The 13,242-nt window shown below is 32.3% G+C and carries 10 protein-coding genes; 9 read left to right on the top strand and 1 reads right to left on the bottom strand.

Going from position 1 to position 13,242, the window contains the following annotated elements:
- Positions 1 to 4 precede the first annotated feature (4 nt).
- From J8L88_RS11080 to J8L88_RS11105, 6 genes are all read left to right on the top strand, one after another.
- Entirely contained in the window at positions 5 to 1,357 is a 1,353-nt protein-coding gene (locus J8L88_RS11080) for an HlyD family secretion protein (RefSeq protein ID WP_211060769.1), read from the top strand.
- A gap of 3 nt (positions 1,358 to 1,360) precedes the next feature.
- Positions 1,361 to 2,764, top strand: a complete 1,404-nt coding sequence (locus J8L88_RS11085; RefSeq protein ID WP_027392625.1) for a TolC family protein — start codon at positions 1,361 to 1,363, stop codon at positions 2,762 to 2,764.
- A gap of 321 nt (positions 2,765 to 3,085) precedes the next feature.
- Positions 3,086 to 3,487, top strand: coding sequence for a hypothetical protein (locus tag J8L88_RS11090; protein WP_035084936.1), 402 nt, complete (start codon positions 3,086 to 3,088; stop codon positions 3,485 to 3,487).
- 144 nt (positions 3,488 to 3,631) lie between these two features.
- Positions 3,632 to 4,900, top strand: coding sequence for an alpha/beta hydrolase-fold protein (locus tag J8L88_RS11095; protein ID WP_118387243.1), 1,269 nt, complete (start codon positions 3,632 to 3,634; stop codon positions 4,898 to 4,900).
- 82 nt (positions 4,901 to 4,982) lie between these two features.
- Positions 4,983 to 5,738: an isocitrate lyase/phosphoenolpyruvate mutase family protein gene (locus J8L88_RS11100; protein ID WP_118387241.1), complete on the top strand. Its 756-nt coding sequence runs from the start codon at positions 4,983 to 4,985 to the stop codon at positions 5,736 to 5,738.
- 3 nt (positions 5,739 to 5,741) lie between these two features.
- Positions 5,742 to 6,791, top strand: coding sequence for a bifunctional transcriptional activator/DNA repair enzyme AdaA (locus tag J8L88_RS11105; protein ID WP_118387239.1), 1,050 nt, complete (start codon positions 5,742 to 5,744; stop codon positions 6,789 to 6,791).
- Positions 6,792 to 6,879: 88 nt separating this feature from the next.
- Here J8L88_RS11105 and J8L88_RS11110 read toward each other — a convergent pair whose 3' ends face one another.
- On the bottom strand, positions 6,880 to 10,110 hold the full coding sequence (locus tag J8L88_RS11110) for a chondroitinase-B domain-containing protein (protein WP_211060770.1): 3,231 nt from the start codon (positions 10,108 to 10,110) through the stop codon (positions 6,880 to 6,882).
- Positions 10,111 to 10,444: 334 nt separating this feature from the next.
- On the opposite strand from J8L88_RS11110, the gene J8L88_RS11115 reads away from it, so the two are divergent.
- From J8L88_RS11115 to J8L88_RS11125, 3 genes are all read left to right on the top strand, one after another.
- Positions 10,445 to 10,855, top strand: a complete 411-nt coding sequence (locus tag J8L88_RS11115; RefSeq protein WP_118387235.1) for a DUF3010 family protein — start codon at positions 10,445 to 10,447, stop codon at positions 10,853 to 10,855.
- Positions 10,856 to 10,999: 144 nt separating this feature from the next.
- Complete coding sequence (locus J8L88_RS11120; RefSeq protein ID WP_027392620.1) at positions 11,000 to 12,379, top strand: exonuclease domain-containing protein; 1,380 nt, start codon at positions 11,000 to 11,002, stop codon at positions 12,377 to 12,379.
- A gap of 94 nt (positions 12,380 to 12,473) precedes the next feature.
- Positions 12,474 to 13,196 carry an alpha/beta hydrolase gene (locus J8L88_RS11125; protein ID WP_158594433.1) on the top strand — a complete coding sequence of 241 codons (723 nt, stop codon included), beginning with the start codon at positions 12,474 to 12,476 and terminating at the stop codon, positions 13,194 to 13,196.
- Positions 13,197 to 13,242 lie beyond the last annotated feature (46 nt).

Below are 13,242 nucleotides of genomic sequence, written 5' to 3' on the forward strand. Positions count from 1 at the left end.
AGGTATGCTAAATATTTCAAATAATAAGTTGAATAGAACTGTAGATATTTTAGGGTATAAAGCATCTCAGAAAGTATTTGGTAAAGATCATTATAAGTATTTTAATCGTTTTTTATTAGTATTTACTATTATCCTTTTTATCATTTTATTCTTTCCTTGGACTCAAAACATTTCTGGGACTGGATTTGTTACGACACTAACACCTGATCAACGACCACAAACAATACAATCGCCTATACCTGGAAGAATAGAACAGTGGTATGTACGAGAAGGAGATTTTGTGAAAAAAGGTGATACTATTTTACGTATTTCAGAGGTTAAAAATGAATATTTTGATCCCAATCTTGTCGCTAGAACTGGACAACAGATAAAAGCAAAATCTATGGCTGTTACTTCATATGAAGAAAAAGTAAAAGCGTTAGGTAATCAAGCAGATGCATTGGTTAGAGAACGCTCTTTAAAATTAAAACAGGCAGATAATAAGTTATTACAATCTAACCTAAAGGTAAAAAGTGATAGTATTGATCTAGAAGCGGCAAAGACCAATATAGCTATAGCCGAAAGACAATTTAAGCGAACCGAGCAGCTAGAAAGTGAAGGACTGAAGTCATTAACAGATGTAGAAACTAAACGTTTAAAATTACAAGAGACTCAAGCTAAGTTAATTTCGCAAGAAAACAAGTTACTAGCTAGTAAGAATAATGTGATCAATGCGCAGATAGAAATGAATCGAATCAAAGCGGAATATGCGGAGAAAATATCTAAATCTCAGAGTGATCGATTTACTGCACAGTCAAGCCAATTTGATGCAGAAGCGCAGGTAACTAAATTAGAAAATCAGTATACCAATTATGAGATAAGAAATGGATTGTATTTTATCACTGCACCACAAAATGGGTATATCAATAAAGCGATACAATCAGGTATAGGAGAAACGTTTAAAGAAGGAGATCGATTAGTAGGGATTATGCCATCAGAATATGATATGGCCGTAGAAACTTTTGTAAGACCCATTGATCTTCCTTTGGTACACATTGGTGAAGAGGTACGAGTGCAGTTTGATGGTTGGCCGGCAATCATCTTTAGTGGGTGGCCTAATGTATCATACGGGACCTATGGAGGAAAAGTAGTGGCTATAGAAACGTTTATTAGTCCAAACGGAAAATACAGAGTATTGATATCGCCAGATCCTAATGATCACAGATGGCCAGACGGTGTGCGTGTTGGATCAGGAGCTAATACTATTGCATTACTAGAAGATGTGCCAATTTGGTTCGAGTTATGGAGGCAGCTGAACGGTTTTCCACCTAATTATTATCAACCCGAGGATAAAATAGCAACTACCAAAAAGAAATAATCTATGAACAAACTTTTGTTGTACAGTTTTCTTTTTTTGACAACTGCAACCTATGCGCAGGAACAAGACTCGATAAAACTTAATTTTAGAGAATATCTAGGGTTTGTGAAAAAACATCACCCCATTGCAAAGCAAGCTGAGTTAAATATAAGTGTAGGAGAAGCTAATCTACTGAAATCTAGAGGAGGTTTTGATCCTAAAATTGAAGTAGATTATGATAGAAAAAAGTTCAAAGGTTCTGAATACTATGATTTATTAAATGCGACGTTTAAAGTACCTACTTGGTATGGGATAGAATTAAAGGCTAATTTTGAGCAGAATGAAGGGATATTTTTAAACCCAGAAAGAACTGTACCCAATGAAGGCTTATATAGCGCAGGTATATCGGTTCCAATTGCGCAAGGATTGTTAATTAATGATCGAATGGCTGCACTTAAAAAAGCAAAATTATTTAGAGAACAAACCAAAGTAGATAGAGATATTTTGGTGAATGAAATTTTGTATAATGCATCGTTGGCTTATTTTAATTGGTTAGAAGCATATAATGAAAAAGAAATTTATCAGAACTTTTTGATTAACGCAAGGGCCCGTTTTGGTGGAGTAAAGAAGAGTGCATTAGCCGGAGATAAGGCAATTATAGATACTGTAGAAGCGCAGATCACAGTACAGAATCGTCAATTAAGTTTAGAACAAGCTAAAGTAAAATTGATGAAATCAAGTTTGGAGCTATCTAATTATTTATGGATCGGAAATAATATTCCCGTAGAGATACAACCTAATGTGATTCCAGACAATGAAGTAGATATTGTTATTGACCAGACATTGCAGATACAACAGGCATTGTTTACAGAAGTAGATTTAGCAAATCATCCTAAACTAAGATCTTTGAATTATAAAATAGAAGGTCTAGAAGTGGATCGTAAATTAAAAGCAAATAAGTTACTGCCTAAAATTAATTTGGAATATAATTTTTTAACTCCTTCGCCAGAAATTGCGAATTCATTTAATACTGCGGATTATAAAGGAGGGGTAGCATTTCAGTTTCCATTATTTTTACGAAAAGAACGAGGTGCGGTTAAATTGGCTAAGTATAAAATCCAAGATAGTCAATATGAGTTAGCAAGTGTACAATTACAAATTGAAAATAAAGTAAATGCAATCAATAATGAGCTAGATTCTTTCAAAACTCAAAACAAACTGATTACTGATATTGTAACAGATTATACTACATTACTAAGAGCCGAAGAACGAAAATTTAGTTTTGGAGAAAGTTCTTTATTTTTGATTAATTCTAGAGAAAGTAAACTAATTGATGCCCAATTGAAACAGAATAAATTACAAAATAAGTATTTCGATACTAAAGCAAAACTGTTTAAAAATTTAGCTGTAAATCCAGAAAATTTGTAGCCATTAGATTTGTGCATTTTTTTTAATTACTGTAAGATACTATTAGTAATAAATAGCTATTTATATCCACTATTCTCTTTAATTAACTATCGAATAAGTTGTTATACTTTATTCCTAAATAGTCATTAGGTTTTGATAATCTAATGTATAAGAAATCAAAATTAATTTACCTCTTTTATTTTTATTAGAAAAGGGAAAATTCCCTATTATTGTATGATTTAAAAACGGGGGATTTTACCCGTTTTTTGTTAGGGTATACTTGTATAGTTTTGGAACTATATAACAATCTAATAACCAGCAGTCTTTAAAAGAGCTATTAAAATGTCAACCACTTTTTCTTTTATGGTTAAGCAAATCATCAGTGAAGGCAGTAAGGATGCGATTCCTAATCCTGCGCAATCAGGGTATTTGTGCATGCCAAGAGAATTTTTATCAGAATTAATACGTCTAGCATCAATGATGCAGGTAATGAAAATTGGTGTCGGTAGTGAAATTGCTGATATAAAGAACAAACTAGAAATAGCAAATCAGTCTCCGGTTATAACCAAATCAGATGATCGATTGTATAATTTGATGGAAGGCGCTATACATCGTATCACACGCGTATGTCGATTAGAAGGAGAGCTAGCACAAAGTCGAGGAGAAAGAGAGTTGTCTGAAACATATGCTTGGACAATAGCAGGTTGTAAGTTGTTTTTAGAATATACTGAGTCAATCGAATGATTATATTATGATACGGTGTTTCATTGCTTTAGGTTTTTACAGATAATCAGTTTAATTAAAATTACCATATTTTTAATAGTATCATAATTGATGTTTCTTATTTTGCAACGCAAAGATTATTCTACCTGATTTTAAATCATTTTTATGAAACATTTCCTCCTCTTATTGGTATTAGTTATAACGTTTAATACTTTTGGTCAGGTTGTAGATAATGCGTTGATTCCTGTGGAACGAAACTTTCTTAATTCTAGTATTTTAGGAGAGAAAAGAAGTTTTCAAGTGTATTTGCCACCTAGTTATTTTTATAGCGATCAAGGGAACTTTCCAGTTATCTATTTAATGGATGGAGACTATAATTTTTATCATGATTCTGGATTGGTAGAATTTCTGTCAAGTGTAGCAGATAAAATACCGGAAATGATTTTGGTCGCGATTTCTGACAAAGGAAGTGCAAAGTATCGAGAATATTGTCGTCCCAACGCAGAAGGCTCAGAAGGTGGAAGTGCAAATAAGTTTATGTCATTTTTGGAACAAGAATTAAAACCTTTAGTGAATAAGAAATACAGGACATCTTCTTATGATATATTAGTAGGACATTCTATGGGAGGTTTATTTGTTGTAAACCATTATCTAGAAAAGCAAACTGCATTTGATAGTTTTATTGCGATTGATCCTTCTTTATGGTGGAATGATTATATACTTAATAAAACAGCAGATACGGTTTTTGAAAATCAAAAGGAATTAAGTGCTAACTTATTTTTGTCTTTAGCCAATACGCAGGGTATGGGTGTGAGAGGTTTTGTTGGGGTATTAGATAAATACTTTCCTTATGATACTAATTGGAGTTTTACATATTATAAGGATGAGAATCACGGATCCGTTCATATGATTGCATTGAAAGAGGCATTAATTCAATTATTTAAAGATTGGGAGGTTAGTAGAGATAAATTTTACTCATTTTCATCTGCGAAAGATCTAATAAATTATTATAAAAAATTAAATACAGAATTCGATACTAAGTTTTCGTTACCAGCTTATAATTTTGGTAATATGATGAATTATTATTATCGCAAAAATTTAAGAGAGGATATAGCAATTTTGGAATCGGAGATAGAAATTCATTTCCCAAATTCATTAGATACTTTTTATAGTGTGTTAGGAGGGTATCAGTTAGAAGATAAGAAATATAATGAAGCGGAAGTAACTTTTAAAAAGAGTCTGGAAAGCCATCCTAACTCGTTCCGTGCTTATGATGGTTTGTCAAAAATATATACCGCTAGAAAAAAAATAAAAGAAGCTGAACAGGCGAGTCGTCAGTCTATTTTACTAGCTACAAAAGCCAACGCAAGGCAATGGCAATTAAATGAATTACGATCTAATTTAGATTTGATTCTTAAGCTTTCCAAAAAATAAATTCTTCAGAATAAAAATACTTGTCAAGTTTTCGGTTGCTGAATAAATATCGTCATCGGTACTTTGTGAAAAACAAAAAACGATGAATTTTAAAGAATTACATAATCAAGAAAGACCATTGCTTTTAGGAAATGTATGGGATGTTCCTAGTAGTAAAATGGCAGAAAAACTAGGTTTCCAGGCGATAGGAACATCGAGCTCCGCCATTGCTGCTCTATTAGGATATGAAGATGGCGAACAAATGGAATTTTCTGAATTAAGATATTTTGTCGAACGAATTAAAGTAAATTCTAATTTACCTTTATCTGTAGATTTGGAGGCTGGGTATAGCAGAAACCCTATAATTATTACGGAGCATATAAGAAAAATGGCTGATTTAGGTGTTTCGGGAATTAATATAGAGGATAGTATTGTTGATGATAAAAGAATATTGTTACCAGCGAAAGAATTTGTTAATAAGTTGGAAAGAATAATGAATGTAGTATCAAAAGAAAATTTGGATATTTTTATAAATGTAAGAACAGATACTTTTTTGTTAGAACATCCTAATGTGCTTGAGGAAACTAAAAAACGAATACAATTGTATGAAAAGACAGGTGCGGATGGAATTTTCATTCCCTGTATTAAAAAAGAGTTAGAAATTAAGGAAATTGTAGATTATACTCAATTACCTGTCAATGTAATGTGTGTCCCTGATTTATTAGATTTTGATACTTTGAAAAAATTAGGAGTACGAAGAATTAGTATCGGTAATTTTTTGTTTGATAAAATGTATAGTCAATTGGGTAGCATTACCAAAAGGATACTAGATCAACGATCATTTCAATCCATTTTTTGAGATATGTTAGTAACTGAAAATGATAAAATAGAATTATATTATAAAGCTTTATTGGAACGAAAAGAAAGCTTTGTGGGTATCTTTTTTGTAGGAGTAAAAACAACTTCTATTTTTTGTATAGCGACTTGTAGAGCTAGAAAACCTAAATTAGAAAATGTAGAGTTTTATACATCGATTAAAGATGCTTTGGATAATGGATACAGACCTTGTAAAATTTGCAAACCAACAGAGAATGCCAATATGGCTCCTGATCATGTAGAAAGAGCAATAGCTTTAGTGCGACAAAATCCAAAAGAGAAAATTACTGATAATCAATTGCGAAAATTGGCAATTAGCCCAGAGATTGTGAGAAGATGGTTTAAGAAAAGCTACGGAATGACATTTCAGAGTTATCAAAGAATGTATCGAATTAATAATGCTTTTCAAGAAATAAAAAAAGGTAAAAACGCCACACATACAGCCTTTGATATGGGCTATGAGTCTTTAAGTGGTTTTGGGTACACTTTTAAAAAGATGATAGGAGATTCTCCAAAAAAAAGCAGTGATAAAAAAATAATTTTAATTGATAGATTAACAACACCGTTAGGTCCAATGTTTATTTGTGCTACCGAACAGGGAGTTTGTCTTTTAGAATTTGTAGATAGACAATTACTAGAAACAGAATTTGAAGATTTGCAGAAGCGATTGAATGCTTCGATACTGGCAGGAAATAATAAACATATTAAACAAGCTAAAAGAGAGGTGGCTGAATATTTTGACGGAAAACGAAAGGTTTTTGATGTTCTTCTTGAAACACCAGGAACTGAGTTTCAAAATATAGTTTGGGATGGCATAAAAGAAATTAAATATGGAGAAACAATAACATATCAGCAACAAGCAGAAAGGATATGTAAACCAAAAGCGATTAGAGCCGTAGCTTCTGCTAATGGATGTAATAGAATATCCATAATAATTCCTTGTCATAGAGTTATAGGAAAAAATGGAAATATGACAGGATATAGTGGAGGAATAGAACGCAAAAAATGGTTATTGTCACATGAAAAAGATAGTTAGTTTTTGGGACTATGTGATATAAAAACTATGGCTGAATAGTTAGTGTAACCTAAAAAATCAGCCATAGTCTGAAAGGAATAAATATTTTTTAGTAATTATTACTAATTACTTTTTTCGTTTTAATTACTTTGTTTGCAGAGTTCAATAACCTCAGGAAATAAATACCCTTAGGTAAGTTTGTGATAAAACTAACGTTGTTAGATGAGGAGTTCGGTATAGATTTACCAGCAACTTCTCTACCAAATACATCTATTATTTGTGCTTTGGTAATTTCGGTATTGTTTTTTGGTAATTGAATCGTAAGGTTTGTTGTAAAAGGATTCGGATATATCAAAATTTCATTATTCTCTAAAGGTTCGCTTCTGTTTGATAAACTTTGACTACTACCAGAACAGATTACTTCAAATTCTTTAATAGATGACCAATTGCCAGAATATCCAGATGCACCTGTTATTGTAAGTTTGACATATCTAACTGATTGCTCCGAAAAATCCCTGTTAATTACTGAGCCGCCAGAGGTATTATTGGAAGCATTTGTTAAAATGGAAAAACCAGAAGTAGGGGAGTTGCTAGAACCTTCTACAATGAACTGATATGCTCTGTCATTATACGGATATAAGTTAATTTCGTTGATAGTATATTCTTCTCCTAAATCTATTACCGCGTTTTGCGGAAACCCTTCTGCAGACCATCTGTTATCGGTATTGTCATCCAAAATATTGCTTGCTGGATTTTCTGTTTGTTGGTTGCTGTAACTAGAAAGGTTTGCGTTTAATGATAGATTACTTCCTGCAATACAATTTGGAGTATCAATAGAAGAACCAAAAGCTCTAAATTCTAATATACTAATCCAAGGTCCTGAATAACCTGACGCTCCGGAAACAGCTACTTTAATGAAACGAGCATTAACAGGAGAGAATAGATCGGTTACGGGAGCAGCAACGGTTCCAGGAGTTGAGTTATTGCTTCTGTCAATTATTTCCGTGTATGGCCCATTAGATTCTGTAGCTATCTCTATGGTATATTGATAGGCTCTATCTTGGTAAAAAACCAGCTCTGTTTTATTAATACTATAAATAGCTCCAAGGTCTACTGTAAAGGAATTAGGAAAGCCATTAACAGACCAACGTGACGTAGTAGAATTATCTACAAGATTGGAAGCAATATTATTGCTATCTGGTGTACCTGTAGCAGTGATTGGTTTATTTAAAGCTAGATTTGTTCCTGTTGTTGGGGTAATTACATTTATAGTAGTGGTGTCTGTGAATCCTCCGTCATCTGTTGTAACTGTTATAACGGCTTCTCCAACATTAGTGGCGCTAATCAATCCATTCGAATTAACTGTTACAACAGTTGGATTATTACTGGTGTAAGTAATATTTTGATTGGTTGCGTCCGATGGAGATATGGTGGCTGTTAACTGTAATGTATTTCCAATTTCAAGAGTGGTATCGTTGGGTGTAAGAACCACAGAATCTATCAAAATGTCTGATACAATACCTAATTGCGTAATTGTAATAGTTCTAGTTATTGAACCTCCAGCCACCGTTATTATCCCGGTTCTGGAGGTGTTTTGGGAATTAGCAGTGACCGTTATTGTAGCATCTCCATTATTTGTTCCAGATAAAGGGCTTACAGTAATCCAAGAACTATTATCAGATATTGTCCAGTTAACGTTGGATGTTATGGTGAGTGTTTTGCTTTGAGAACTAGCACTAAAATCATCAATGTTGGATACGGCTAATATATCAGTTGGTGGTGTGTTACTACAAGAACCAAGAGGATTTCCAATAGAATTAACAAAGCAAGCACCAACGTTAGATCCTACATCATTATTAGAGTAAGGAGATTGTGGTATGTTGGACCCTGCACTAGTGCCAGAAATATTAAAAATCTCACCATTACTACTAGCGGATAAATTTGCTGGAGAAAACCCATTAACAGATGCCCCTAAGCTTGTATTGTTATATACGTTTCCGGAATAAGTTACTGAAGAACCGATATCTGAAAAATCTCCAGGATCATCTTCGGTTATAACATCGGTAATATTTGATGAGTTATTAGAGAAGAAAACAACATTGTTAGAAACGTTACCGGTATTACTACTTGTACCCTTATCTCCATTAAAAAATAATGGTGCATTTGTATTTACTATAGTGTTGTTTGAAACAGTAATATCTTCTGATTTTTGATATCCATTAGAAACACTTGTGGAGTTGCAATTATCTTGAGAATTGGTGGAACCTCCCATAAATGTAATTCCATTATTCCATTTTGCTTGATCAATAACGGTAATACAATCCTGAATGTAATTGTTAATAATCGAATGATCACTATCAACGATTCGAATTCCTCCTGTTCCATCAACATTTTCTCCTAAAAAATAATTCCCTTCTACCGTAGCACCAGAACCATGACGTAGTGTTAGAGAACCTCTACATCTTCTAAAAGTGTTGTTTTGGTAAATGTTATTGTCACTTTTATTAGTAATAATTTCATTTTCTCCATCAGCTTCAACAAAATAGTTATTACTAACTGTTGTTCTACAATCTACATTTTGGAATTCGCTTGTACCCACGCGAATTGTTTCACTATCACCAGAATTTGATAGTGAAGGATCCATTTTTTCATATTTGTAAAAATAATTGTTGCTTATTGTATGACCGACAATGTCACATCGATTAGTTTCTGCATTGTACTCTAGTTCTACTAGCACTAAGGCACCAGCATTAGATTTATTTAAAAAAGAACAATATAATACACTATTATTGTTTCCGTATAATACAATCCACCTATGTTTCACGATTGCTCCATCTTGTTCGGCTTCTGCGGCATCGCCTGGTTCAACCCCTAAACCATCAATTACGCAATTTCGTATTGTAGAATTTTGTGCATATGTAGTTCCATTTCTGAATTGGATGAAATTACTAGCTCCGTAACCTCCTTTCCAATGAAACCCTTCGACTATTAAATAATTCCCAGCAATATCCATTTGTAGTCCATTATTAAAAACAACGCCACCTGGAGTTTCGGCTTTTAATGTAATTGGATTTGATGAGGTACCATTAGCTCTAAATACAAGTCGTTCATCATCATTATAAACTCCATCTTCCCAAATAACAACATCACCTGGAGATAAGCTTAAATTGTTGAAATCATATATTGAATTAATTGTGTATTCAGTAGCGAAAATGTGAGACGAAAACAGAAAAGAAATTATAAATAATTCTTTCAGCCTTCTTTTTTTTAGTAACCCTGTATTGGGAAAAACGGCAAAATCATATTTTTTTTCAGACCAAAATGTGCGAAGATTTTTCATATAAAATGTGTTAAATAGTTTAGTTGTAAAAATGAGCTAGCCTTCGAATTTCTGGTTTGATGTTTTAGGTTTTAAAAGCTAGTATTAATTTTGTGTTTTAAATTGGTTGACCAATTTAATGTTTTTTAATGATATGTCAATTTTGTTTTACTTTAAATGTGATAGAAATATTAATTTCGTTAATTAATTGAATAAATAAGAGTGGTTGCATTCCTGATGTATAAGAATAAATTATTAAGAAAGCTTATATCATTCTAGGTTGGTTTTGTTAAATGAGATTTTCAAATAAATGTTAGAGGATATCTTTTAGAAATTATATACTAACTTTGATAAAATGAAAGTAATCGGAATCGAAATAAATAAAAAAAGAGCCATCTCTGTAGTGTTGTCTAAGGATGAACTGGGTAACTATATAAATCTGACAGGTAAGGATAAATATGTAGAAATTATCGATGATCAAAAAAACGAGGATGTTCAGACTTTCCTAAAGGAGATTCATAATTTTTTTGATACTGTTAAACCTGATCATATTGCTATTATTACTAGACAGACTAAGGGTAAATTTGCAGCGGCTGCGGTTTCTTTTAAATTAGAAGCATTGATTCAATGTTACTCAAAAGCAACAATGAGTTTTGTCTCTAAACAAACCTTGACTGCCTATTATAAAAAGAATGAACTTCCTGTTTCTTATGCGAATACATATCAGGAGAATGCGACTCGGTTAGCTGCTTATCTTCTTAGATAATAGTTAGTGTTTTATATCAAAGATTATAGGCAACAATTTTCTCTTATGTTTACTATAAGTTTTGTTTAGGAAAAATTCCATTGTAAAAGGAAAAATTCCAAATATCGAATATTTCTTTTAGATTTGCATTTCAAAAGAAATGTAATGTCAGAAAAATTATATGCTATTATTGATGTCGAAACTACGGGTAAAGGCATTAATGGTAATCGCATTACAGAAATCTGTATTGTATTGCTAAAAGACGATATTGTTATGGATAAATTTACTTCTTTGGTGAATCCTGAATGTCATATTCCTCCTTTTATAACGGGATTAACAGGAATAGATAATGATATGGTAAGAAATGCACCAAGGTTTCACGAAATTGCAGAGCGAATTATAGAGATGACATCGGATGCTGTTTTTGTGGCTCACAATGTGAACTTTGATTATAATGTGATCAAAGGTGAATTTAAAAATTTAGGATATTCTTTTGTTCGTAAGAAGTTGTGTACAGTTCGTTTATCTAGAAAGTTAATTCCCGGTATGTTTTCTTATAGTTTAGGGAAATTGTGTTCCTCACTTAATATTCCATTAGAAGGTCGACATAGAGCAGAAGGCGATACAGATGCTACTGTTATCTTGTTTCAGCGCATTCTTAGTCTTGATCCAGAATTTGAAATTATCAATAAGTTTTTAAATGTACGATCTAAAGAAGCAACATTACCTCCTCATCTTAAAATAGAAAATATAGATGTATTGCCCGAAGAAACGGGGGTTTATTTGTTTAAAAATCAAAAAGGGAAAGTGATATATGCAGGTAAAGCGAAGAATATTAAACAACGTGTCATTAGTCATTTTTATGATAAAAAAAATAAAGAATATGCTCTAGGTCAGGAAACATATGCCATAGATTATGAGGTTACTGGTAACGAATTAGTAGCGCTATTATTAGAATCAGAAAAAATTCAAAAGCACTATCCGAAATTTAATAGAGCTCAGAAAAAACCAGTAGCTCCATATTGTATTATGTTTTATACGAATAGAAAAGGTGTTGTGCAATTGGCTATAGATAGATCACAAACGTTTGATCACTCTGTGGAGATTTTTTATAGTAGAGCAGAAGCGATAGAGAAGTTGGAACAGCTTTGCGAAATGTTTCAATTATGTCCTAGGTATTGTAGTCTGCAGAGCACTACAGATAACTGCTCTCATTATAAAATTAAGAACTGTAAAGGTATTTGTATTGGAAATGAGTCTGTTGCGTTGTATAATATGAGAGTGCAAAAAGCATTGTCTTCTCTTAGGAGAGATCAAAAAAGTTATTTTATAAAGGAAAAAGGGAGAACTTTTAATGAACAAAGTTTTGTAATGATACAGGATGGGATTTATAAGGGGTTTGGATATATTCAAGAAGATGAACAAATTGTTTCTATAGAAGATTTTGATAATTTCTTGAATCTTCAGAAGCATACGTATCATACCACTAAAATAATTAAAAGTTATCTCCGTAAAAATGGAGATAGAAATATTGTCCCTATATAATAGCTCTAGAAACTATAACAAAACAATAAGATTAATCAAGTAAGTAATTTAGTATTTTAACGACGGTATGGTCTTAACTAATTATTTATTTTCTATGAAAAGTATTCTTACTTCAGCAATCATATTTTTAACAGTATCACTGTATGGTCAAAAAACAATTGATTTTCCGTCTAAAGATGGATTAATGATGACCGCGGATCTATATGAAGCCAAAGAAAGTGATCCGTTTATTATTCTTTTTCATCAGGCAGGATGGAGTAGAGGGGAATATATGGAGATTGCTCCAAAACTAAATAAATTAGGGTATAATTGTTTTGCTGTTGATCAACGATCAGGAGGTTCAGTAAATGATATAACAAATAAAACGAACACTGTTGCTAAAACAGAAGGTAAGCAAACTGAATTTAAGGATGCTTATCAAGATGTGGAATCTGCTATTGCATATGTAAAAAAGACATATAAGCCTAAGAAAATTATTATTTGGGGAAGTTCATATTCTTCATCTTTAGTATTAAAATATGCAGGAGATTATCCAGATGTTGTGAACGGAGTATTGTCGTTTTCTCCTGGGGAATATTTTGGCGAAAAGAATTATATTACTAGTAGTGCTGCTAACATTAAGATTCCGGTATTTATTACTTCTGCACAAAATGAAAAAAAGAGTTGGTCAGGAATCTATAATGCAATTACCTCAGAAAAAAAACAATTCTTTTTACCTAAGACTAAAGGGAATCATGGTTCTAGAGCGCTTTGGGAAAGGTTTTCGGATAATGAAAGCTATTGGAAAGCTGTCAAGGGCTTTCTAAAAACCATTTAGTTATAAAATAAAAATTGCCTGAGACTATCATTCTAAGTCTCAGGCA

This window comes from Aquimarina sp. MMG015, from assembly GCF_018100855.1.
In the GTDB taxonomy this organism is placed as follows: domain Bacteria; phylum Bacteroidota; class Bacteroidia; order Flavobacteriales; family Flavobacteriaceae; genus Aquimarina; species Aquimarina latercula.

Coding starts and splice junctions, on each gene's coding strand:
- J8L88_RS11125 (WP_158594433.1), top strand. CDS start 12,474: ATGAAAAGTATTCTTACTTCAGCAATCATATTTTTAACAGTATCACTG.
- J8L88_RS11095 (WP_118387243.1), top strand. CDS start 3,632: ATGAAACATTTCCTCCTCTTATTGGTATTAGTTATAACGTTTAATACT.
- J8L88_RS11100 (WP_118387241.1), top strand. CDS start 4,983: ATGAATTTTAAAGAATTACATAATCAAGAAAGACCATTGCTTTTAGGA.
- J8L88_RS11105 (WP_118387239.1), top strand. CDS start 5,742: ATGTTAGTAACTGAAAATGATAAAATAGAATTATATTATAAAGCTTTA.
- J8L88_RS11085 (WP_027392625.1), top strand. CDS start 1,361: ATGAACAAACTTTTGTTGTACAGTTTTCTTTTTTTGACAACTGCAACC.
- J8L88_RS11110 (WP_211060770.1), bottom strand. CDS start 10,110: ATGAAAAATCTTCGCACATTTTGGTCTGAAAAAAAATATGATTTTGCC.
- J8L88_RS11120 (WP_027392620.1), top strand. CDS start 11,000: ATGTCAGAAAAATTATATGCTATTATTGATGTCGAAACTACGGGTAAA.
- J8L88_RS11090 (WP_035084936.1), top strand. CDS start 3,086: ATGTCAACCACTTTTTCTTTTATGGTTAAGCAAATCATCAGTGAAGGC.
- J8L88_RS11115 (WP_118387235.1), top strand. CDS start 10,445: ATGAAAGTAATCGGAATCGAAATAAATAAAAAAAGAGCCATCTCTGTA.
- J8L88_RS11080 (WP_211060769.1), top strand. CDS start 5: ATGCTAAATATTTCAAATAATAAGTTGAATAGAACTGTAGATATTTTA.